This window comes from Streptomyces sp. PA03-1a, assembly GCF_033792805.1.
Lineage (GTDB): Bacteria > Actinomycetota > Actinomycetes > Streptomycetales > Streptomycetaceae > Actinacidiphila.
In genome coordinates this window covers 1-21,852 of sequence record NZ_JARAVO010000161.1, presented here as the reverse complement: position 1 = coordinate 21,852, position 21,852 = coordinate 1, and the positions used below count along the sequence as shown (strand labels likewise).

Below are 21,852 nucleotides of genomic sequence, written 5' to 3'. Positions count from 1 at the left end.
CGTCCACAGCGAAGGCGTCACCGCCCTCGTCGCCACCCACGACCCCCAGCTCCTCGCCCTCGCCGACCGCGTCCTGGAACTCCGCGACGGCCACATCACCCCCACCGACTGACCCACGCCTTCCACGGGGCGGGGCGCGACCGACGAGTTGGCCGCCTGGTACTGCGCCGCCGCCCATCGCGGCGAACCGGCCTGGTACATCGCAGCGTTCAGGCACAGGATCACCGTGAGCCGTTGGACGCGGCGCCGCCGTCCGACTCGGGTTCACGGTTGGTCAGCCGCGGACGCTCCCCCAACGAACCGGGCCACCATCTCGGTGCGTTCACCGAAGAACGGTCCGTGCACCGCCGCCTCTTTCACCGCCCGGCTTCAGTCGATGCCCTGCTCGAGCGTCCCGGCCTCGGGGACACGCTCCGGGTCCTCACTCCGTACAGGTGGCAGATCACGCTAGGCGGGGAATGCGAAGAGGCGGTACTGCGATACCTCGACGAAACCGAATCGCCGGTACAGCGGCTCGCCGGCCGGGCTCGCGGCGAGTGCGGCCAGCCCCATACCGCGATCTCGGCCCACACGGAGCGCCGCCGCCGTCAAGGCTGTGCCGATGCCGTGTCGTCGGTGCGTGTCCGCGACATGGACGAGGAAGATCCCGGCCACGTCGTGGGCTGCGATCACCACGGTCGTCCCGACGACACGGTCATGGAGAACCGCCGCCAGGCGGACGATGTCCGCGTCGTCCCGACGCTGCGACTCGATCCGCACGATGTCGGGTTCGAGGCTCGGTGCGACGCCCATGGAAGCGCTGTAGGTGCGTACCAGCTCTGCCAGCTGACCGTGATCGGTCGCTTCTTCGATCCGCAGGCCTGCCGGTGGCTCCATCGGATCGACCGACTGGTCGAGCGGTCTGACCATCACGGGGATTGTCGTGAACTCCTTCGCCCCACGCTCGGCGAGGGCGGACGACGTGCCTGCGGGGCTGTCCGGGCCGACCCACCACCACCAGGGCACTCCCGCGAGCCGGTCCCGCGCGATGGCGGTGGACTGCTCCACCGCATCCAGGGAGCGGACACGGACCACTCCGTTGAACTGTGGCTGAGCCAACCCACTGCGGAAGTACTCGAGATCACCGTCAGTGCGGTCCGCCATGCCCCATCCGGTCAGGTATTGCCGGAAGTTGGCGGTCACGCAGGCCATGCTCCCGGGGTGCCACAGGTCTTGCGGGACCCTGCCCGGAGATGTGCCCGCCGCAAGCGGTTCGTCAGCTCTGCTTGATACGTCCGTCATGGGTGTTACCTCTGTCCGAAAGCCTCGGACCTGAACGGCCCGAGGGTATCTCGTGGCTTGTCCGCCCGGCTTCACATCAGTGCGTTGCCGACCGCGTGATCCAGCCGTGGGGTCGTTGTCTCGCGCCCGGCGTTGCCGGTAGCCATCGACGGTGCCGGCGGCTGCGCCGAGTGATTCGTGACCGCCAACACCGCTCAGGCTCCGGCAGTGCGGTGCGCAACCTGTCCGGCACAGCCATTCATCGATCTTGCATGTCAGGGCACCACGATTCGGTAGTCCGAGACGGGCCGGTATCCGATGCGCTGGTAGACGCTGTTGCTCGTCGGGTTGGCGAGGTCGGTGAAGAGAAGTACGTGTTCCGCACCGGCGTCGCGTGCTGCTTGGGAAACGGCTGCGGTGACGGCGGAGCCGTAGCCCCGGCCGCGCTGTTCGGGCGGGGTGTAGACGGGGGTGAGGCGAGCCGTGCCGGCCAGTACCGACGTCATGGCGGCCATGGCCACTGGTTCGTCCCCGACCGTCCACAACCGCCAGCCGCCCCGGCTCATCCGCTCGTCGATGAATGCGTCGAGATCCGTTCCGAGCGAGCCGGCTTCCGTGACGAAACGAGTGCACCACTCGCGGAGAAGAGCCAGGTCACCGCTGGTCGCCGTCCGCGGCGCCCCCGGCGGTGCGACGCCAGGGCGCACAAGCCGGCCAAGACGATAGAGGCGAAGATGCGGTCCGCTCTTCGGTGCGGAGCCGGTGGTCGTCCGCCACGCTTCGGAGAAGGCACGGACCGATGAGTCGTCGGCCAGGAGCTGTGCAAACGGCTGGGTTTGGGTGGACAGGAGTCCGGCCAGGTGCGTTGCCGCGGCCTGGGAGAGACGGCTCGCGGTCAGCATGTGCGGTGGCATCCACACGAACGCGGCCGTCGTCGCTGTTTCATCCGCTTCCCGCCACCAGCCCAGCACCGTGGACGGCTGTTTGCCCCCGGACCGTAGCTGCTCGATCGTGTCGAGTCCGGACAGCAGCATGGTGTGCAGGTCGGGGCGTGCGGCGAGGAATGCTCCCGCCTCGGAACGAAACACTTCGGGCTTGTCCGTGATGAACCAGGTCACGAGATCGCACCTCCTGCTTGCCCGGCCTGCGGCAATGCGCGGAGCCGTGGGGAAACGGTTGGGGCCCGCCGGCCGCAGCAGACGCGACTGGCGGGCGGTAAGGGCGGCCGGCTCAGGGCAGGCTGAGTTCGTGCCTGATGAGCTCGGCGAGCGCGGAGGGCTGCGACAGGAAGGGCGAGTGCGAACTGTTCAGCCGCAGAGTCCTGTCGGCGCGCTTCGCGAAGAGTTCCTGGACGAAGGGCGGGATGGCGCCGTCTGCTTCGCAGATGATGTAGGTGCTCGGAATCGTCCGCCAGGCGACCGCGGTCAGCTTCTGGGTGGTGGCGGCGTAGGACTGGTAACCCAGGGCTGCCGCCGCCTTCTCGGCAACGCTCCTGTCAACGTCGCCGTAGAACACGTCGACCGGGTTCGCAACGGTCAGGAAGTCGCCGACGCCCTCCTGCCGGTGGACCTCCCACCAGAGCGCCGGGTCGCCGCCCGCGCTCGACAGCAGGGAGTCCCCGGCGTCGAGCTGGAACGCGGCGAGGTAGACGATGCTCTTGACGTTGGGCGCATCGGCGAGCGCCTGGGTGGCGGGGACGCCGCCGTAGGAGTGCGCGACGACGACCACGGGCCCGCCGATCGCCTCGACCGCGGCCCTGATGGCTGCCGCGTCGGAGTACATGTCGCCCAGTGCCCTGGGATCGTCGCCACACGAGGTGAGGGCCACGGTGCGGACATCGATGCCGGGCAGGGCATCGACGAGGAATTGCAGATGCTCGGGCTTGTGCCACGCTCCGGGCACCAGCAACAGCGACGGCAGGGTCATTCGAACCTCATAGGGCAGGTGATGCGTTGGGCATGATGTGCGGGCCCATCATGTAGGCCCTCACTGCGCAGCGTCCACGTGATAGATGTCACTAATGATCTATAAGTCTGGATCCAGGTCCGAGGTCTGCCCACCACCCGCACACGAGGCCAGGACCGACCCACCGGAAGAACCGGCGGCCCGTCACAAAAGCCCGCGGCGAGGCTGTTGGGCTTCATGCAGGGCCCGCCCGGGCCGGGCTCGAGGGGCGCACTACACGGTCCAGCGTCCGGAGCCCTTTTGCTCGGCGGCGTCGGCAACGCGGGGGGCCCTCACCAACCGGCAGCTACAGACGGCCGGATTCTGGGCACTCCTGCACGCTTTAGATTAAGCTAACCATCTAACATGTGACATCTACTGAAGAAGGAGGACGACCATGTCCACACAGAAGCCCGGGACAGCGCTCGTTACCGGCGCGACCGCAGGTCTGGGTGCCGCCTACGCCGAGGAGCTGGCGGCGCGGGGGCACGACCTGCTCCTCGTCGCTCGTGACCAGGCGCGGTTGGAGTCTTCCGCGGCGAACCTTGCGGAGCGTTTCGGCATCGGGGTTTCGGTGCTGAGCGCCGACCTGGCCACACCGAAGGGCATGCGGAGCGTGGAGGACCGCCTGGCGGCCGACCTCTCGATCGACATGCTGGTGAACAACGCCGGCAGCGCCCTGTTCGGCCCCCTGTCTGCGGCGGACCCGGACCGGTTGGAGTGGCTGATCACGCTCAACCTGACCTCCGCCACCAGGCTTGCGGCTGCCGCCGCGCGGGCGTTCTCCAGCCGGGGCTCGGGCACGATCGTCAATGTGTCGTCCGCCCTCGCCCTCAACATCCTGCCGGTGGGTGCGGCGTACAGCGGGACCAAGGCATATGTGATCGCGTTCAGCCAGGCCCTGGCGCAGGAGTTCGCCGGTTCCGGTGTCCGGGTGCAGGTGGTGGTGCCGGGAGCACTGGAGACGGCGATCTGGGACGGCTCGGGCATCGAACTGGACCAGTTGCCCAAGGAGGCCGTCATGGCACCCCGCGACGCCGCGCGGGCCGCGCTCGCCGGTCTCGACGCCGGCGAGCTGGTCACGATCCCCTCGCTGCCGGAGTACGCCAGGTGGGAGGAGTACGAGAACGCCCGCCGGGAACTCATCCCGGGCCTGTCCCTCACGCGCCCCGCCGGACGCTACGCCGGCTGACACCCGGAGCAAGCACGCTCTTCGCCAGGGCCGGGGGCCAACCGCCCCCGGCCCGCTGCCTCTTCGCCCCCTGCGCCTTGGGGTGGGAGCCGACATGACGGCCGGCTGTTCGCCGTACAGCACCTCGGCGAAGAGTTCCTTCCGCTTCCCGACCCGGCGCGGTGGGACCCGGTCAACGAACTGCCACCACGCCCCCGTGGGGCCCGGTCTCGCCCCTCCGAGCGGGCAGCGTCGTGCGGAGGTCCGTGGGGTCCGGTGGCGGAGCCGGCGCTGTGGATGTCAGTGGTCCCTTGGAGACTGTCGTCCGTGATCCACCCAGATGATGTCGATTGGACGACCGGCCACCTGCCCGGCCAGGTATGTGGGGTCCCGGGCCATCTCGGGAACATGCTCTCACCGGACCCCGCGGTACGGACCAAGGCGTTTGAGGAGTTCTGTGCGGAGGCCCATGACCAAGGAGCCGTCGACCCGTGCACCGCAGCGAGCTTGCCGTTCCTGTTCGACATGGCCGATGACCCGGCCAGCCCCGAGCGGGCAAGGATCGTCGGGCTGCTCCTCAGCATTGGGCACGAAGCTCAGGGCCGTGACCCTGAGGGCAGCTACTTCACGGTGAACGGAGTCGAGTCGACTGCTCACGTCGACATCACTGCCGAGATGGCCGAGCGGGCGGATGCCTTCGTCCGTTACGCGGCGGACCCGGATCCGTTGGTGCGCCGCTCGGCTATCGAAGCCGTCGGTCTCTTCCTCGCCGACGGCGGGCGTGCCGCCCGCATCCTGGTCGAGCGTCTGCCGGCCGAGGACGGGATCGTGGAGCGGTTGCTGGTCGTCCGCACGCTCGCGCGTCTGGCCGTCCGGCTGCCGGAGACGAGGACGACCGTGGCAACCTGGCTGGACGAGCTGATCGACGGCCCCGAACGGCCCCCCACCGACGCCCCTGTCCGGCTCTCAGCCCTCACCCACCGGGCCCTGATCGACTCGGACCGGGACACCGCCGACCTCGCCCCTCGCGCGATCACCCTTCTGCGGGAAAGCACGGTGGCCCCGACCGCCCTGAAGCTGTGCGACGGATGCCGGGACTGCCAAGCGTCGTCGCACGTCCGCGGCCGCGATGTCGCCCCCACGGTGCGCCCCGCTCATCTGGCCGCCGACTGGTTCGATCCCGACCACCTCTGGGAGGAACACTCACCGGTCAGCAGCGTCCTGCGCACCCTGCACACCGCCTTGGGCGACCGGATCGCGGATCGTACGGCCCTCCTCGTCGCACAGTTGACCAGTCCCGACGCCGCCACCCGATACGACGCCATCGACATGGCGAAGGACCTCCCAGGACCCCTGCCCCGTCTGGTGCTGACATCTCTGCTCGACCTGCTCCCGGACGACTGGGCCGCGGCCCGCATCATCCAAGGCGGATTCAGCAAGAGGTGGGGTGGCCGCCTCAGGATCGCCCCCGAGGACACCGAACTCCTCCTCGACACCCTCTACGACCACATGGCCACCCTGCGCACCGCCTACGGTCCGGACGTCTGGGCAACCGACAACGCCCTCATCCGCAAGGCCTACCAAGAGGCGGTCATGACCCTGGCCGACCATCGCGACCCCCGTGCCATCCCCGATCTGATCCGCTCCCTCGAAACCCGTGTCGACGACTGGCGGGTCCTCTACGGCGTCGGCGGCTACCCACAGGCCGCGGACCGGCTCGTCCCCCTCCTCGCCAACGGCCTGCGATTCATCGATCCCGACCACCCGCACGCGCCCATCCCCGCCGGCCTGTACCTGTCGCGCCTGGCCGAGTTGAAGGACCCCATCGCCATACCCGTGATCACGGACACCCTCAAGTGGGCCGTCCAGCACCAAAGCTGGGCCGTGGTGACCAGCGCCCTCGACGCCCTCGCCACCTTCGGACGCGACGCGCAACCCGCCCACACCCTCATCCGCCCCTTGACCAACGCCCCTGACGACGCGGTGCGCGCCGCGGCCCGAGCCACGCTCGACGCGCTGACCGACCGACAAGCACCCCGCCCCGCCCGGTCGAAGCCCACGCAGGAACCGCCCTACTGAACCCGCTCGACGCGACTCGCAGTGAACTTGAGGTCGTAGGCGTGGAGTCGTCGGGGTGAGGCCGGTTTCGGTGAGGCCGCCGTCGATGAGGTCGCTGCAGTACTGGATCTTGCGGAGGCCGTGGCGGAGTGCTCGGATGAGGTGGTCGGGGTCGGTCGAAGCGGTGTTGGCCTGGCAGCTGCGTCGCGACAGTGACCAGATGCCCTCGACCGGGTTCAGGTCGGGTGCGCAGGGCGGCAGGTAGTGCGCGGTGAGCCAGTCCTGGCTGTCGATGAAGGCGCGCCTCCAGGCGTCGTTGTGCACGTTCAGGTGTCACCACGTCAGCCGTCCACTGGGCTGCACGCACTGCCGGCCGCGGGGCCGGCAGGCCGGCGGCGACGGAACCACGTCACGGCCGGGAACAGCCGGGGAGGGGGTCATCCACTCGCCACCAGTGGCGATGACGGCCAAGCGCGGGCCCGCCGGGTCAGGGGCGGCGGGACAGGCCACGAGCTCAGGACGCCGTGCCGCGGGGCGTCAAGCGGTTCAGGACACTGGGATGGCGTGCACGTCAGCCGGTGGCCGGCTCGCCACTGTCGGCGGCCCTCGCCACCGCTGCATGTGCCGCCTGCAGGATCTGCTCCGACAAGGGCGTGCCTGCGGTGGCACGGGCAAGAAGTATGCCGCCGACGAGCGTGGCATAGGCGGCCAGGCCGGCGTCACCAGGCGCGATCCACCCCGCGAGCTCCTGGACGCCCCTGGCGTAGGTGTCCCTGTGCTCGGGCTCGCGCGCGATGTCGCCCGCGAAACCGGCTGCGGGGCAACCGGTGCCAGGGTTGTCGCGATGCTCGACAGAGAAGTAGGACTCGAGCAGCGACTGCCACGCCGCCTGATGCCCCCCAGCCTCGTGGTCCAGAGTCACAAGGTCTTGCAGGTTGTCGGCGAACGCCTTGGCGGTCGCCTCGTCGACCAGCGCGGCTTTGGAGGCGAACTGCTTGTAGAAGCCGCCTTGAGTGAGCCCGATCGTCTTCATCACATCCGCGATGCCGACCTTGGCGACACCGTCCTCACGGAACAGCCGAGAAGCCGCGGCCACCGTTCGCTCCCGGTTGGCCTTCGCTTCCGCTTGCGATACGCGACTCATGTACCACCCTCCGTAATACCGACTGGTCATCTGCCCCGCCGCAGGCTGCTACGACGACCAGCGGGCTGACACCCCGACTCTAAGATTATGCCTGCTGTCTATCGCCTGCCACAGTCGCCCGTCGGCCACAATCCCGCCGGACGGCGGCATGCATGTAAGATGGTGACTACCATCTAACATCCGCGTTGCCGCCCTGGGCGACCGAGGTGGGCACCCACCCGCTCAAGCACCCTTGCGTCACGGCAACCGGAAGGCGAGGAAGACGGCGACAAACGCGGAGCCCCGGAGGCCTCCCGCGGCCACTACGGCGAACAGCCCTCACCCGCGGGTCGTTCCGTCATCGTGCCCACGGCGAAGGGAACTTCGTCACCGGAGGCACGGAAACGACGTTCTCACCGTAGCCGCCGGGGGGCGGTCTCCCGCGCCATGCGTTCCGGCCCGCACGACACCGAAGGCTGTGGCCCGCAGGTGCCGTCGAGGGTCCCAGCTCGCTTGACGCGCCGAACCGCACGTCGCACAGTTGAATCGCATATCGGTAAACCACTTCCATCATACGGAAAAGCAAAGGACGGCGGAACTGTGATCCAGCCAGAGCCGCACGTATACCGAAGGCGTCACAGCACCGGCGCGGCCGGACGATCACCGGTCTAACCGCAGCCCCGCCAAAAAGGACCGTGCGCCGGGGGCGCACCGCCGGCCGACTCATTGGGCCACAACTCACCCCTCCACGCCGCGATGGCACGAAAGCCGCGCCATGTTGATACGACGCAGCCCTTCCTGGAAAATCAGGTCACTCCCCCGACTCGTGATGCACATCTCCCCGCGCGTTCCCGTCACCAAGCGCGCGGCCGACGACGGGACCCGCTCGCTCCCGGCATCCGGCCCCGAAGTCCCCCAGCGGCCGAAAGCCCATGGCCGGGGCAGCGGGCCCTTGGGCATGCGCGGCCACGCAGTGCCTCCGCTCCTGCTGATCGCGGCCATCACCTCGGGTGCGTCGTTCGCCCCCCTTGCGGTTCACCTGTCCCCACTGCTCGTGGCGGCCCCCACGTGCACGGGAACGTTCGCACGAACACGCTTCACGGCCGTCGTCGCGCTCATGGCGGCCGCGGCAGTGCTCCTCGTGGACCGCCACGACGGCCTGCTCCACTCACCACTGCTGCCCATTCACATCGGGGCGGTGCTCATAGTCTCCGCGTTCGTCATCGCCTCCCGGGCCCTGCATGACCGCGACTTGCGGGAACTGGCCCAGGTACGTGCCGTCTCCGAAGCAGCGCAACGAGTGCTGCTACGGCCGATCCCCCCGGAGCTGGGCCCCTTCCACGTCGCCTCGATGTACCGCGCCGCAACGGCACACGCGCTGGTGGGCGGTGATCTGTACGCCGCCGCCCGCACCGGCCACACCACACGCGTCCTCATCGGAGACGTCCGCGGAAAAGGCCTTCCGGCCATCGACGACGCCTCCGCCGTCCTGGGCGCATTCCGTGAGGCAGCCCAGCAGCACCGCACACTCCCGGAACTTGCGGCCTCCTTGGAACGCAGCGTCCGCAGGCACCTGGGCGAGCTGACCCGTATCGCCCCCGACAGCAGCGAGCGGTTCATCACCGCGCTGCTGATCGAGCTCCCCGACGACGAAGACGTTGCCAGAGTGGTCAGCTGCGGGCACCCGCCGCCTCTGCTGCGCCAGGGCGACCAGGTCACCTTGCTGCCCGTGACCCGGCCCGCCCCGCCGCTGGGGCTTGCAGCAGACACGCCCAACGCCTTCTGCCTCGACACTGTCGCCTTCGGTCCCGGAGACACCCTGCTTCTCTACACCGACGGCCTGGCCGAGGCCCGCGACTCCGGCGGAGAGTTCTTCCCCGTCCTCGACCGTGCCGATACCTGGACGTGGGACTGCCCCAGCCGCCTCGTACAGCACGTCAGCCTCGATGTGGACCGACACGCGGGCAGGAACCTCCAGGACGACCTGGCCCTTGTCGCTGTCCATCATCCAACGCATCCCGTCCACGCCGGACAGGCGCCACCGTGAACGTCGACAGCCCGAAGACCCGTACGCCGCGCAAAGACCCCGACCCTCGCGCCACAAGCATGCGCACCGTCTCGCAGGCACTGCGCACCACATCAGAAGGGACGGTGACGAGGATGGCCGCGCCCAGACTCCTCCTGCTCCGGCACCCGAGCGCACTGCTCGCCGTCTATCTCGCCGCGACCTGCGCACTGCAACTGGATTCCTCTGCAGTGGGCTTGGTCCGCTGGTCGGACTACTCGGTCCTGGCACCGCTGATGGCGGCAGCCCTGCTACCCCTCAGGCACACCTTGATCGTCGGAGCTTCCACGCTGGCAGCCAGTGTGGCCATCTACGGTTTCGCGATTCCAGGCGTGTCGGAGGGAGGCCGGACGGTTGTCATCTCCGCAGCCCTCCTGTCCCTGGGCATGAGCCTGATCATCTGCCGAGTCCGGCTCCGCGAGAAAGCCGGGTGCGTCTTCACTGTGCGCCCCGGGGGCGGTGTGGAGACGGGCTGCGTCGTCTCCGCACCACGCCAGGCCACCGGCGATCCATGCGCCTCCCTGCCGGCGGGTGGACTGCCGCCCGGGCGCTTGCCGCAAACCGCCGCAGTGGAACTTGCATACTGTCGGGCTGATGACAGAAGGCCACCGCAGGCTCATTGGCTGGACGCGATCCCACTGTCCGGAGCCCGGGTGGCGCTGGTCGCCGGCAGCGTGGCCGAGGACGGAGACCCAGCCCCCACCCTGGTCCCCGAACTTCGCGCCGCGGTACGGACGCTGGCGGACATCGACGTGCAACCGGACGAGGTGCTCACCCATCTCCACGACGTCATACGTCGGTTGCGGCCGGACGAGGGTGCTCGTGACGTCACGGCGAGCTGCCTGTACGCCGTCTACGACCCCGTCACCGCAGAGTGCACCCTCGCTTGCGCCGGGCATCCTGCGCCCTCCGTCATCGCCCCCGATGGTGTGATCACTGCCGTCGACCTTCCTGCTGGAGTACCGCTTGGTCGCACCCGAGCGAAGGTCGGGACCGCCGAAATCCGGCTCCGGAAAGGCAGCGTGCTCCTGCTGCACACGCACTCCGTCGAGCCACCCGACTCCGAGACGAAGACCGATGGGCTCAAGGTGCCCGAACGCATCGTCGAGCCGGAGTCCTCGCTCACAGACACCTGTCGTACTGCTTTGGAGGCCCTTGTGGCAGCGGGAGCGCCACGCCAGTTGCGCGTGCTCGCCGCCCGTACCCGCACGCTCGACGGCACCACCGTGGCAACCTGGAACCTCCCGGCCGACCCGGCGGCCGTCTCTGCCGCACGAAAACATGTCACGGCCAAAATGAGGACATGGGGCTTGGACGGTGCCACCCCCACCACTGTCCTCATCGCCAGCGAGCTGGTCACCAACGCCATCCGCCATGCCCAGCCACCGGTACGTCTCCGGCTGATCCGCTGCGCCACAGGCCTGACCTGCGAGGTCACCGACGGCAGCACCACATCCCCGCACCTTCGACGCGCCCGCACCTTCGACGAAAGCGGCCGGGGACTGTTCATCGTTGCCCAGCTCACCCAGCGCTGGGGAACCCGCCATCACCCGCAAGGCAAGACCATCTGGGCCGAGCATTCCTACCAGGCTGACGAACCCGTAGGGGAGGAAGAGCAGGCCCTGCAGGCCGGGCTCGCGTGATGACCCCCACCCACGCAGCACCCTCGTCGGGCCCGCCGGGACCTCGGGGACCGGACAGACGGGTCCGGCCCCTGGCCCCGACACCGTTCCGGTCCTGAGGGGCGACCTCGTCAGCCGGGCACGATGTTGTGGTTGACCCGGAACATGTTGGCCGGGTCGTATGCCTTCTTCGCAGCCGTCAGACGCCGGTAGCGCTCAGCCCCGTAGACCTCGCTCAACCGCTCGGGGTCGGTGGCCTCTTCGACGGAGAGGAAGTTGACCATCCTGCGCATGTCCGCCCAGGGCTCCATCGCGTTCATCACCTCTTCGAGTTTGCCGCTCAGGAACTCGGCCCGGTCCGGGGCGCCCACGCCGAATCCGAAAAGGACGAAGGGAAGCCCTCGGCTGGAGACGGCGTTGGGTACCGCGGGCTCACGGTCGAGCGCACCGCCGAGCATGCGGATCTCCACGCTCACCAGCGGGGAGTCCGACCCGGGGCCGAGCAGTTCGACCAGCTTGTCGGCCGCTTCGGCGGGGAACGCGCGCAACATCGTCGTGCGGTCGTAGTAGGGCATCGGCGCCGGCGGGTCCATGTGGATGGCGCCCATGGCGGTGTAGGGCATCTCCCCCACCGTGTCGATGAGCGCCGGGGCGGCCGCGCGCAGGGGTGCGACCAACCGCTCGCCCTCGGACACCGGACCGAGGTGGGCGATGCGTACGTGCACCACGAACGCCCCCCGGAGGGGTTCCGGCAACTCGGGAAGCGGAGGGAGTCGTTGCACGGCCACTGAGGAGGACATCTCCTCCGGCATGTCCGACTGCCAGGTGCGCCAGCTGTGCAGCACATCGGCGAGTCGTTCGCCGGGGAAGTAGATGCCGCCGCCGTAGAAATGGGTCAGCGGGAACAGGTCGAACTCCAAGGCGGTCACGACGCCGAAATTGCCCTTGCCTCCGAGCAGGGACCAGAAGAGTTCGGGATCACTGTGCGCCGTGACATGCCGCAACTCGCCGTCGGCGGTCACCACCTCCAGCGAGCGGACGTGGTCCGCCGCGTATCCCCGGCTCCGGCCGAAGACCGGACTGAGTCCACCCCCGAGGGTGTAGCCGGCCACGCCCACCAGCGGAGCCGAGCCGCTCATCGGGGCCAGGCCGACGGCGGCGGCCTGGTCGATGACCTCCTGCCAGATCACTCCGGCCTCGACCCGTGCGCTTCGCCGGCCGGCGTCGACGGCGATGCCCTTCATGCGCCGGGTACTGATCAGAACCCCGCCCCGGGCAGGGTGGACCTGTTGGTGCCCCGTGGTCTTCACCGTCACAGGCCGGCCCTGGCGGGCAGCGAAGCGGATCGCCGCCTGTACGTCGGCCGCGTTGGCGGCACCGACCACGAGCGCGGGCTCCAGGGGGACGTTCAGGTTGTAGATCTGGCACTCGGCGTCGTAACCCTCGTCGCCGGGCAGCAGAACCGGACCGCTCACCAGCGATGCGAGTTCGGCCGCCTCCGCGGACGAGACCCGCGCGAACGGAGCGTCAAAAGTCATGGGATCCCTTGTGAAATGGTGCCGCAAGGTGAGCGGGCAACTGCCCGCGGGGTCATCCCGCGCGTGCGGACCGGAGCTGCACGGGGGCGAGGAAGGGACCATGTTCCTGGCGGCGGACAACACTTTTACATTATGTATAGCATCTAAGTTGCCTTGATGCAGGCACGAGGACCCGGCCCTCCGCACCTGGCCCGACCGGCCCGTCGGCCGGGCCCCGTCTCGCCGGGTGTGCGTGCGACGCCCGTCCACCACTTCAGCAGGGCGGACCGGAGACGGGGCACTCGGACAGCGGCTGATCAGGCGTCGGCGCGCAGCGGCTGCAGGGCCTTCGACCAGCTGACGACCTGGTCGAGCATGGCCTCCACGGTCGGCTGGTGGTGCGGGCCCGGCTTGAAGACGCTGTAGTTCTCGAAGTCGGCCAGGAGGGACAGCGCGACCTGCGCACGCACCGTGGCGATCTGCAGCTCACTCGCGATGAGGCGGAGGTGCTCCACCGCGCGGGTGCCACCGCCGGAGCCGTAGCCCACAAAGCCCGCGGCCTTGTTGTTCCACTCCGCGTACAGGTAGTCGAGCGCGTTCTTCAGGGCGCCCGTGGTGGAGTGGTTGTACTCGGGGGTGATGAACACGAAGCCGTCGAACTCGGCGATCCTCGACGCCCACGCCTTGGTGTGGTCGTTCTGGTACTGCCCGAACGACGGGGGCAGCGCCTCGTCGAGGAGCGGCAGCGGATGGTCCGCCAGGTCCACGAGCTCGAACTCCGCATCGGAACGCTGCTTGGCGATACCGAGAACCCAGTCCGCCACGGCGGCTCCGTTGCGCCCCGGGCGGGTACTTCCGAGAATGATCGCGATCTTGGTCATGTCGTGCCTTTCGTCGGTACGGCGCACGTTAGGCACGGAAGTTGTGCCCGGCACCGGGATGTGACGCGCGTCGCAAGCTCCGGCGCGGTTCCGGTGTGGAGTCCACCGAGAGGGTTACCGGGAGCCGGGTGAACCTGCTCCCCACCGAGGAAAGCGCACGCGAGGTGGCCCTCACGGGGCATCCCCCTCGTCGCGTAGCTCGCAGGCTCGGCGCCAACGACGTCGTCGGCGGGGACAGTAGGGCGAAGCAATCGAGAAGGGCAACCGGGATGAAATGCCCGATGTATCCAGCGATGGGCGCAAGTTGCGGGCCGGCGCACTGCGAGAGTCAGGCGCTGGTGAGCCGCCCGCCGGTCGCCTTCATCCGCCGTATTCGCCCTCCGACGGGGGTACGTGGTGTCAGCAGCACGTCATACGGCTGGGGCGCCGGCACTCAGGCGGCCGACTCCTCGAGGCCAGGCCTCGGACCCGAATCCTTGCAGGACAAGGCAAGCCGGCAGACGGATCCGTGCACAACAAGGCAAGACGATGACCAGTGTGCCGCGTACCTTGGCAACACCGAAGAACGTGCGCTCTGGTCACCCGACGGCAATTCCGAAACGCTTTGTGTTCGCGCACGAGATGGCAGGCGGGTGGCCGGGGCGCGCTGGGTCGTCATCGACACCCCACCGCTCGACCGGCGTGTTCAGCGCCTCGTCTCGTACCTGGTCAGGACCACGCCGCCGGGAAACGTCCGTGTCTCCACCAGGTTCAGGTTCGCCCAGCTGTCCAGCGCGGTGAAGAACGGTGTGCCGCTGCCCACCAGGACCGGATGGGTGACGATCGCGTACTCGTCGATCAGCCCGGCCCGCATCGCCGCCCCGGCGAGCGCTGCGCCACCGACCCTCATCGGCCCACCGTCCTCGGTCTTGAGCCGAGTGATCTCCGCGACCGCGTCGCCGGTGACCAGGCGAGTGTTCCAGTCGACCTTGTCGACCATCGAGGAGAACACCACCTTCGGCGTGTCCCGCCAGTTCCGCGCGAACTCGATCTGCGCTGGGGTTGCGCCCGGCTGCTGGTCGCCGGTCGGCCAGTAGCCGCTCATGGTCTCCCACAGCCTGCGCCCGTACAGCAACAGGCTGATCGCCCGCTCCTGGTCGAGCCACCACTGGAACAGCTCGTCGCTCGGCGCGCTCCAACTGAGGTCGTCGCCGGGCGCGGCGACATAGCCGTCCAGGGACAGGTTCATGCCGTAGAGCAGTCTCCGCATGGCGCCAGCCTTCCGTCAGTCGGTCTCGGAAGTCTAGACGCGCCTTGACCCCGAATCCTGGACACGGGTCATGCGGCCTGTGTGAGCGTAGTTGGTGCCTCGCACACCCCGATGTAGGCCGTGGGCCCCGGCGACGGTCAGGGCGATCCGGGCTTCAAGCGGGGCCGTGCTGTTGCCGGGGGAAGTCCGTTCAGTCTGCCGCTTGTCCCGATCGCCACTCGCGGGGGCTCATGCCGTACGCCGCTTTGAATACGCGACTGAAATGGGGTGCGCTGGCGAACCCCCACCGGTGAGCGATCGCCTCGACCGTCATGAATCGATGCACGGGCGATGCCAGTTCCCTCTTGCACTCTTCGAGGCGCTGAGTCCTTATCCAGTCGCCCAGTACGATTCCCGCCCGGGACAGGGTCAGGTAGAGCTGACGTACGGAAACGTGATGCTCGGCGGCGATACGTGCGGCAGTCAGGTCGGATTCCGCCAGATGGAGACGGACGTATTCCTTGACGCGCTGAAGAAGTGTGTTGTGCAGGGGCCCTCTGGCCAGGTCGTCACGGTCGAGGCTCGTAGTGGCCACCGCCCTGATCAGGTCGACGCAGGGCTGCGCGAGCAAGGCGGCCTCAGCCTCGCCGACAGCGACCTGGTCACGGGCCAACCGAGCGAAGAACGCTGCTGCGGCACCTACGAGCGGGCGCTCCGAGCCGATTCGCGCACCTGCGACCTGACCGAGCAGGGACGATCGGAGCCCCAGGATGTGCGTGGGAACGCGAACGACGACCGCACGCACGGTGCCGCCGAAGAATATCTCATAGGGCTTCGCATTCTCGATCACCGTGAGCTCGCCCGCCCGGATCACTCCCTGCTTGCCTCCCTGCCCCAAGCGGGTGACCCCCGTTTGCTGTAGAACGACGAAGACATGCGGCACCATGTCCTCTTTCACAGAAATGGTTGCCCGCCGGAGGCCGGCCACGTTCCAGTCGATTCCCGAGACTTCCACCGCACCGACCGTGTTGATGTTCGCAACTGCCCTCAGGCGCATCGGGTCCGAAGGAAGGTCCACCTCTATTCTGCCGTTCACCGACCGCGAGAGTTCACGGATGGCATCCACGCGATCACCGGGAGCCAGCGAATTCACGTCAAACCGGATTGCCATGCGAGCTCTCTCCCAAACCGACCGCGGACAGGCGTTGCCAGGTAGGTCTCCCACGGTACAGCGGCCAGTGGCCTACGCCGCGATGTGCGTCATATTGTGCACGATTGAATTCGCGTGGCCTTGCTGTATGCCTGCGGACAGGGAGGACCGGATGGGCCCCAGCGATGAGTGCCGCGGATCGGCGGTCAGAAGGGAGGTTGCCAGTCACCCCCAATGCGTCTTGTAGCCGGGCGGGGCCAAAATTGCGCTTGCCCTGGAGAGGGCCATTGGCGGCCCACCCATTCACACTCCGGGATCGCGCCTTCCCAGTCGTCGGTGCACCGCTCGGCCCAGGTCCGGCCCACCATGACCGGCCGGGTCACCGTGCCCCGGGCACGTCCTGTACCCGCACCACCAGACCGAGCCCGTTGACTCCCGGGTTCCCCCGCGGACCGTAGGACAGATCCAGAACCCGGCACCGGTCGGCGTGCAGGAGGAACCGTTCCACATCGGCGGGGGCGCAGGCGGTCAACTCCCGGCCCCAGAGCGTCACCTGGAGCCCGCGGACCGCGTCGACCGCGACGCAGAACAACCGGCCGTCGACCGCGACGGACGGATTCGCCAGTGGCGGGGCTCCGGTCCCGTCGACTGTGGTCCTGGCACCGGAGCCCCTCGCGTCATGGGTACTGCTCCCGAATCAGATGCTGTACCCGCCGTCGACGGTCAACCGTGCGCCCGTGATGTAGGCGGCGTTCTCACTGGCGAGGAAGACGGCCGCCTTGGCGATGTCCTCGGTGGTGCCCATGCGCCCCAGGGGTGTCATGGCCACCTGCGGGGCGGCGTTCGGCCCGTCCGCGGGGTTCATGTCCGTGTCGGTCGCTCCGGGCTGTATGACGTTGACGGTGATGCCGCGCGGGCCGAAGTCGCGCGCCCACCCGCGGCCGAGCTGGTCGATCGCTGCCTTGCTTGCCGCGTATTCGGCGACGCCAGGGACAGGAACGCGGTGGGCGACGATACTTCCCACCAGGATGACGCGCCCGCCGTCGGGCAGATAGCGCGATGCGGAATGCGTGGTGACGACGGTGCCCATCACATTGGTGGCCATCATCTGCTGGACCCCTTCGAGGAGGTCCAGGTCCAACTGGTCGACGGTGCCCATGACGGCTACTCCGGCAGAGTTCACCAGCACGTCGATCTGGCCGCCCAGGAACTCCGCAGCCTGTTCGACAGCGGTCGACGCCTCGTGAGGAACGGACTGGTCCGCCTGCACGGCAAGCGCCTTCGCCCCAAGAGCGGCCAGCTCGGCGACGACCTCTTCCGCCTGCTCGCGCGACTTCCGGTAGGTGATGACGACGTTCGCACCCTCGCGCGCCAGTTCACGAGCGATCCCCGCACCGATTCCTCGCGACCCTCCGGTCACGAGCGCAGTCCGTCCTGTCAGAGCCTTGGGCATGGCGATGTCTCCTTGCGCCGTTCAGTTGGCTTTCAGCTACTGAACCGACGCTAAAGGTTGACATTAGTGTGAACGTCAAGCCGAGGCGCCGTGACGCCCGCCACTCGTGCTTGCGCCCATGAGGTGCGCATCCGCACTGATGGCAGCGCTGTCGCGCGACGCGACTGCTCGAGCCTGACCGCGCGGACGGGGCCGTTCAGTGGTCTCGGTTCGACGCTGCGCCTGCCGGCGATCACCGGGACATTCGGATTCGACACTGCCCCAGATTTCAAGTTGTCCAATTCTTTGATCCTCGCCGCTCGGGCCGTAATTGTTGCACGGGGATGCCCCGTCGAGGGAATCCGAAGCGGGGCATCTTTTCCAAATTCGGCTCGATTGAATGAATTAATTTTATCCTGCCCCGCAACGCTTTCTCGACGTTGCGAGCTCGTTCCGGATTCACTCCAAGGTGTATCAACATGGAGCCCGGGAAATCGCGCACAGCGGGACGACATGGGGCCTGAGCTCGGGAAACGCCAAGGTTGCGGCCTCCCGAGCGCCGTCGCCCATTTCTCGGTGATGCCCTGTTTGGCCGACCTTCACCGCGACGCGTGAATGACTTCCGGGTGGGCATCGGCTAGCTTCGGTTTCGCATCGGAAAATTCCTATCTCCAAGGGAGGAATGCAGTGAAAGGTCTTGCTCGAGCCGCGGCTACGGTGGCATTGGCGGTATCGGCTATGGGGGTTCCCCTGGCCGGTACGGCGCTGGCCACTTCCGCGACCTGTTCGGGGAATAGCTGGGACAACGGCTACGGTGGCCGGGGCCACGACCGCGGAGACCACGGCCGTGGAGGCTACGGCCACGGAGGGTACGACCGCGGGAACTACGACCGCGGGAACTACGGCCGTGGAAACTACGGCCGCGGAGGGTACGGCCATGGAGGCTACGACCGCGGAGGGTACGGCGGTTGGGGCGAGGACTTCGGCTCCTTCAGGTTCACCAACAAGTCGCTCAAGTCGGCGCACGTGAAGGCCCGTAACGAATCGCTGTCGGCCAACGTCGCCTCGCCGGCGGCAGTCGCGCAGTCCGAGGCGGTCCAGGCCATCAACATCCGTCAGTAGCGCCCGAAGCCGACCGTCGCCCTGGACAAACCTGCCATGTCAGGGCCCGGTCACACTCGAAGGGGGCGACGGGCGAAGGCCTGACCGCGACCGTTCCTGGCGGGTCGGTCGCGGTCAGGCTCGCCTCGTCATGGCCGGCCATGCTGTCCGTTGATGCACCCGGCCAACGGTATCGGTGAGCCGGACCGGTCGGCGTGCGTCCAGGGGCCGACGACCAGGGCGGCCGGGTGCCCCGTGGCCCGTGCCGCGAGGTGGTTGTCGAGACTGCCCTGCAGGAACGCGTCGTACCACCCGGTCGCGGTGAACGTGGGGACGTCCACGGGGATGACCCCCGCAGCATGGGCCCGCCCGGGCGGCCGGGGACGGGGAGCCGGCGCAGGACGGGCGGGTGCCAGTCGGCGGCCCCGGGTGTGTCCGGGGCGGCGAGCGCGGCACCCGCTTCGGCCGCGGCCGGCCCGCGCGTACCCCCCTTGCGCCTGCGGAGCACCTCGGCCCCGGACCCGAGCGTCCACTGCGTGAGCAGGCCGGTCTTGCGGACACCGCCCAGAGCGACCGGACGACGGCACACGCGTCATCCTGCTGTCCCCGGACCGCGTTGCGCGCCGCGTGATGGGCCGCAACATGACGGACGACACGCGTCGGCCGGCTGCCGCCCGCACAGGCCACGCCCAGGCCAGCGCCCTGGCCCCTTCGGTGGCGGACGTCTGGCAGGGGTGACGCGGGACAAGGGCGCACGCTGCCCAACTCCTTTGGCCGCCTGAGTTGCGTCAGATCCCCTACCGGCGCGCCTTGTTGTCACACATCGGCGGGCTGTCCGGTCTCAGTAGGCGCAGGCCGCATGACAGGGCAGCCTGCGCCAGCACGGGTTGATCAACGTGCTGTGCGGTGGCCATCGGCCCGGCGTGAAACGGGCCCGGCGCACCCGAAGCGCCCGTCCCAGCGGTGGAGGCGGGCGCTTTGCGCGAAGCGACGGCCGGCCAAACGGCCTTCGGGGCGCCGACGCCGGTGCGCCCAACAAGGCACGGATCCCTGCACGTGTTGCCCTCACCTGACCCTTCCAGCATGTCGAGACCTGCCGAAGGGAAGGCGTCCGAGACGCCTGCACACGGCCAGGTCCCCCGTGAACATCGTGGGGGACCTGGCATCGCGCGGAAGGTTTTCCGGAAGGCAGCTGTGCTGTGGCCGTGTGGCCACCGCCAAGCCCTCACCAGGGTCGAGCTCTGCGGCACGGCCGAGCCGTGGCGGCGCCGGCCTCCGGATCCCCAGCCTCCCGGCGTCCTACGTCAGCCGGTGATCTCCACCCGACCATTGGGCGCCTCAGGGTGTACAGGCTCCGCGGATCCGCGCTTGGTGATGCCCTTGAGCAGTTCGGCGAGGTCGACTCCCGTGGTGGAGCTGAGCAGTTCCATGCCCTGCGCCACGTTGTCCGCGACCGTACGGGACAGCTGGCTGGCGCCGTCGGTCGAGATCACGGTCATCTTGTCCACCGCAGACAGCGGCTCGGACGCCTTGGCGACGACCTGAGGCAGCACCTCGACCAGCATCTGCAGCACCGCCGCCTCGCCGTACTGGGCGAACGCGTCGGCCTTCTTCCGCATGGCCTCCGCCTCGGCCGACCCCTTCGCCGCGATGGCCGCGGCCTGCGCCTCGCCCTCGATCCGTACGGCATCGGCGAGTGCGGCGCGGTGTGCCTTCTCGCCCTCACCGGTCAGCCGGGAACGCTGGGCGTCCGCCTCCGCCTCCTTGACCAGGGCGATGCGGCGGGCCTCGGCCTCCTGCTCGGCCTGGTAGCGCGCGGCGTCGGCGGGCTTGCGGACCTTGGTGTCCAGTTCACGGTCGGTCAGTGCGGCCTGCCGGGCGGCGACCTTCTCCTGCTCGGCGAGGACTTCCTGACTGCGGGCGGCCTCGGCGAGCGGGCCCGCGGCAGCGGCGCGGGCAGCGGCCTCGTCCGTCTCGGCCTTGATCTCGGCCTGCTTGAGCGCGAACGTCCGCTGCGCGATCGCGATCTCCTCCTCGGCCTTGAGCCGGGCCTGCTCCGACGCCTGCCGCGCCACCGCCTCGGCGATGTCCGCCTCCTGCTTGGCGCGGGCGGCCTCCGGGCGACCCAGGTCCTCCAGGTAGGAGCCCTCGGTGGTGATGTCCTGGATCTGGAAGGCGTCCAGCACCAGGCCCTGCCCGGACAGACTGGCCTCCGCCTCCTCCGCCACCTGACCGGCGAACGCCGCACGGTCGCGGATGATGTCCTCCACGGACATCCGCCCGACGATCGAGCGAAGAGCGCCGGACAGGACTTCCTGGGTGAAGCCCACGATGCCGTCCTGCTGCATCAAAAAGCGCTGGGCCGCCGCCCGGATGGAGTCCTCGGTGCCGCCGACCTTGACGATCGCGACACCCTCCAGGTGGGCCTTCACCCCTCGCAGCGTGACCGCGCCGCGCACGGCGACGGGGATGTGCCGGCTGGACAGTTCCAGGGTGAACTTCTGCTGGACGAAGGGCACGACGAACACGCCACCGCCGACCACGACCTTCTGACCGCTGTTGTCGGTGAAGATCCGGCCGGTCTCCGGGTCGGTGGACTTCTTGCCCCGCCGGCCGGTGACGATGAACGCCTCGCTGGGACCCGCGACCTTGTAGCGGGTGATGACGACGAGGGCGAGCAGTACGACGAGTACGACGATGCCCACCACAGCGGTGAGTACAGGGCTCATGCCGGAATCCCTTGATCAGAACAGCAATGACAAAGACGAGGTGCCGAACGCCTCGGGCGTTCAGTGATCGACGGGACGCACCGCGACCGACGTGGTGGACAGGGCCTCCTCGACCCACACCCTGGTGCCCCGCGGCAGCGCGACCGTGCTCCTGGCGGCGAGCTTCACCGGTTGGCCGGCCAGGTACGTCAGCACCTCGCCGTAGCCGTCCGCCGGAATCGAGGTGACCACCGTGCCCGAGCCGCCGATGAGGTCGTCGCCACGCGGCGCCGACGAAGTCCCCCCGCGCATCAAGGCCTGGCTGAACCTCCACGTCAGCCATCCCGCCACGCCGCCGGCAGCCACCCCCGCCCCGGCGGCGAACACCGTGCCGAGCCCGGTGGTGCCCACGACGATCGCGCCGGTGAAGCCGAGCATCGACACGAATCCCGCGATCACGGGCAGGGACAGCAAGCCGTCCAGGCCGCCGAGCCCGTCAAAGAGCCCATCCAGCACGCCGTCGAAGACGAGCGCCAGCGCCAGCACCACCAGACCGGCGATGCCGAGACCGAGAAACCACCCCATCCTGCCC

General features: G+C 68.8%; 17 protein-coding genes and 2 pseudogenes. 6 read left to right on the top strand and 13 right to left on the bottom strand.

Annotated features, from left to right (window positions below; all coding sequences use genetic code 11):
* Positions 1–112: pseudogene (locus PV341_RS30205) on the top strand (ABC transporter ATP-binding protein); the annotation flags it as partial.
* A 335-nt stretch (positions 113–447) separates the two neighbouring features.
* On the opposite strand, the gene PV341_RS30200 reads toward PV341_RS30205, so the two are convergent.
* The 3 genes from PV341_RS30200 to PV341_RS30190 form a co-directional block, all read right to left on the bottom strand.
* On the bottom strand, positions 448–1,191 hold the full coding sequence (locus tag PV341_RS30200) for a GNAT family N-acetyltransferase (protein WP_500331758.1): 744 nt from the start codon (positions 1,189–1,191) through the stop codon (positions 448–450).
* A gap of 344 nt (positions 1,192–1,535) precedes the next feature.
* Positions 1,536–2,378, bottom strand: coding sequence for a GNAT family N-acetyltransferase (locus tag PV341_RS30195; RefSeq protein WP_500359492.1), 843 nt, complete (start codon positions 2,376–2,378; stop codon positions 1,536–1,538).
* 112 nt (positions 2,379–2,490) lie between these two features.
* Positions 2,491–3,186, bottom strand: coding sequence for an alpha/beta hydrolase (locus PV341_RS30190; protein WP_500359491.1), 696 nt, complete (start codon positions 3,184–3,186; stop codon positions 2,491–2,493).
* A 415-nt stretch (positions 3,187–3,601) separates the two neighbouring features.
* Here PV341_RS30190 and PV341_RS30185 point away from each other — a divergent pair, with 415 nt between their 5' ends.
* The gene (locus PV341_RS30185) at positions 3,602–4,396 is read left to right on the top strand and encodes an SDR family NAD(P)-dependent oxidoreductase (RefSeq protein WP_500331752.1); all 795 of its coding nucleotides are present in this window, start codon (positions 3,602–3,604) and stop codon (positions 4,394–4,396) included.
* Between the two features lie 504 nt (positions 4,397–4,900).
* Entirely contained in the window at positions 4,901–6,454 is a 1,554-nt protein-coding gene (locus PV341_RS30180; protein ID WP_500359489.1) for a hypothetical protein, read from the top strand.
* A 27-nt stretch (positions 6,455–6,481) separates the two neighbouring features.
* Here the strand turns inward: PV341_RS30180 and PV341_RS30175 are convergent.
* A pseudogene (locus PV341_RS30175) lies at positions 6,482–6,766 on the bottom strand (transposase); the annotation flags it as partial.
* A gap of 238 nt (positions 6,767–7,004) precedes the next feature.
* Positions 7,005–7,577: a TetR/AcrR family transcriptional regulator gene (locus tag PV341_RS30170; protein WP_500331748.1), complete on the bottom strand. Its 573-nt coding sequence runs from the start codon at positions 7,575–7,577 to the stop codon at positions 7,005–7,007.
* A gap of 1,096 nt (positions 7,578–8,673) precedes the next feature.
* On the opposite strand from PV341_RS30170, the gene PV341_RS30165 reads away from it, so the two are divergent.
* Together PV341_RS30165 and PV341_RS30160 are read left to right on the top strand one after the other, a co-directional pair.
* The gene (locus PV341_RS30165) at positions 8,674–9,603 is read left to right on the top strand and encodes a PP2C family protein-serine/threonine phosphatase (RefSeq protein ID WP_500331746.1); all 930 of its coding nucleotides are present in this window, start codon (positions 8,674–8,676) and stop codon (positions 9,601–9,603) included.
* Positions 9,600–11,264 carry a SpoIIE family protein phosphatase gene (locus PV341_RS30160; protein WP_500359488.1) on the top strand — a complete coding sequence of 555 codons (1,665 nt, stop codon included), beginning with the start codon at positions 9,600–9,602 and terminating at the stop codon, positions 11,262–11,264. Before PV341_RS30165 ends, PV341_RS30160 begins: the two co-directional genes overlap by 4 nt.
* A gap of 110 nt (positions 11,265–11,374) precedes the next feature.
* Here PV341_RS30160 and PV341_RS30155 read toward each other — a convergent pair whose 3' ends face one another.
* The 5 genes from PV341_RS30155 to PV341_RS30135 all read right to left on the bottom strand — a co-directional run bounded on the left by PV341_RS30155 (position 11,375) and on the right by PV341_RS30135 (position 17,472).
* Positions 11,375–12,781: an FAD-binding oxidoreductase gene (locus tag PV341_RS30155; protein WP_500359486.1), complete on the bottom strand. Its 1,407-nt coding sequence runs from the start codon at positions 12,779–12,781 to the stop codon at positions 11,375–11,377.
* 296 nt (positions 12,782–13,077) lie between these two features.
* Positions 13,078–13,641 (bottom strand): NADPH-dependent FMN reductase, encoded by a 564-nt coding sequence (locus PV341_RS30150; protein ID WP_500359485.1) that lies wholly within the window; start codon positions 13,639–13,641, stop codon positions 13,078–13,080.
* Positions 13,642–14,326: 685 nt separating this feature from the next.
* Positions 14,327–14,890: a dihydrofolate reductase family protein gene (locus tag PV341_RS30145; RefSeq protein ID WP_500359484.1), complete on the bottom strand. Its 564-nt coding sequence runs from the start codon at positions 14,888–14,890 to the stop codon at positions 14,327–14,329.
* A 190-nt stretch (positions 14,891–15,080) separates the two neighbouring features.
* Positions 15,081–16,040 carry a helix-turn-helix domain-containing protein gene (locus tag PV341_RS30140; protein ID WP_500331737.1) on the bottom strand — a complete coding sequence of 320 codons (960 nt, stop codon included), beginning with the start codon at positions 16,038–16,040 and terminating at the stop codon, positions 15,081–15,083.
* A 676-nt stretch (positions 16,041–16,716) separates the two neighbouring features.
* Positions 16,717–17,472, bottom strand: a complete 756-nt coding sequence (locus tag PV341_RS30135; RefSeq protein ID WP_500331735.1) for an SDR family NAD(P)-dependent oxidoreductase — start codon at positions 17,470–17,472, stop codon at positions 16,717–16,719.
* Positions 17,473–18,189: 717 nt separating this feature from the next.
* Here PV341_RS30135 and PV341_RS30130 point away from each other — a divergent pair.
* Positions 18,190–18,573 (top strand): hypothetical protein, encoded by a 384-nt coding sequence (locus PV341_RS30130; RefSeq protein WP_500359483.1) that lies wholly within the window; start codon positions 18,190–18,192, stop codon positions 18,571–18,573.
* Between the two features lie 128 nt (positions 18,574–18,701).
* Here PV341_RS30130 and PV341_RS30125 read toward each other — a convergent pair whose 3' ends face one another.
* The 3 genes from PV341_RS30125 to PV341_RS30115 all read right to left on the bottom strand — a co-directional run bounded on the left by PV341_RS30125 (position 18,702) and on the right by PV341_RS30115 (position 21,845).
* On the bottom strand, positions 18,702–18,893 hold the full coding sequence (locus PV341_RS30125; protein WP_500359482.1) for a CocE/NonD family hydrolase: 192 nt from the start codon (positions 18,891–18,893) through the stop codon (positions 18,702–18,704).
* A gap of 963 nt (positions 18,894–19,856) precedes the next feature.
* On the bottom strand, positions 19,857–21,281 hold the full coding sequence (locus PV341_RS30120; RefSeq protein WP_500359481.1) for a flotillin family protein: 1,425 nt from the start codon (positions 21,279–21,281) through the stop codon (positions 19,857–19,859).
* Positions 21,282–21,341: 60 nt separating this feature from the next.
* The gene (locus tag PV341_RS30115; RefSeq protein ID WP_500359494.1) at positions 21,342–21,845 is read right to left on the bottom strand and encodes an NfeD C-terminal domain-containing protein; all 504 of its coding nucleotides are present in this window, start codon (positions 21,843–21,845) and stop codon (positions 21,342–21,344) included.
* Between the last annotated feature and the right edge of the window lie 7 nt (positions 21,846–21,852).

Excerpts from the sequence above, each read along its gene's own strand:
- PV341_RS30200 (WP_500331758.1), bottom strand. The coding sequence starts at position 1,191 with ATGGCCTGCGTGACCGCCAACTTCCGGCAATACCTGACCGGATGGGGC.
- PV341_RS30145 (WP_500359484.1), bottom strand. The coding sequence starts at position 14,890 with ATGCGGAGACTGCTCTACGGCATGAACCTGTCCCTGGACGGCTATGTC.
- PV341_RS30190 (WP_500359491.1), bottom strand. The coding sequence starts at position 3,186 with ATGACCCTGCCGTCGCTGTTGCTGGTGCCCGGAGCGTGGCACAAGCCC.
- PV341_RS30120 (WP_500359481.1), bottom strand. The coding sequence starts at position 21,281 with ATGAGCCCTGTACTCACCGCTGTGGTGGGCATCGTCGTACTCGTCGTA.
- PV341_RS30130 (WP_500359483.1), top strand. The coding sequence starts at position 18,190 with ATGGGGGTTCCCCTGGCCGGTACGGCGCTGGCCACTTCCGCGACCTGT.
- PV341_RS30155 (WP_500359486.1), bottom strand. The coding sequence starts at position 12,781 with ATGACTTTTGACGCTCCGTTCGCGCGGGTCTCGTCCGCGGAGGCGGCC.
- PV341_RS30170 (WP_500331748.1), bottom strand. The coding sequence starts at position 7,577 with ATGAGTCGCGTATCGCAAGCGGAAGCGAAGGCCAACCGGGAGCGAACG.
- PV341_RS30135 (WP_500331735.1), bottom strand. The coding sequence starts at position 17,472 with ATGCCCAAGGCTCTGACAGGACGGACTGCGCTCGTGACCGGAGGGTCG.
- PV341_RS30180 (WP_500359489.1), top strand. The coding sequence starts at position 4,901 with ATGGCCGATGACCCGGCCAGCCCCGAGCGGGCAAGGATCGTCGGGCTG.
- PV341_RS30140 (WP_500331737.1), bottom strand. The coding sequence starts at position 16,040 with ATGGCAATCCGGTTTGACGTGAATTCGCTGGCTCCCGGTGATCGCGTG.
- PV341_RS30115 (WP_500359494.1), bottom strand. The coding sequence starts at position 21,845 with ATGGGGTGGTTTCTCGGTCTCGGCATCGCCGGTCTGGTGGTGCTGGCG.
- PV341_RS30165 (WP_500331746.1), top strand. The coding sequence starts at position 8,674 with ATGGCGGCCGCGGCAGTGCTCCTCGTGGACCGCCACGACGGCCTGCTC.
- PV341_RS30185 (WP_500331752.1), top strand. The coding sequence starts at position 3,602 with ATGTCCACACAGAAGCCCGGGACAGCGCTCGTTACCGGCGCGACCGCA.
- PV341_RS30150 (WP_500359485.1), bottom strand. The coding sequence starts at position 13,641 with ATGACCAAGATCGCGATCATTCTCGGAAGTACCCGCCCGGGGCGCAAC.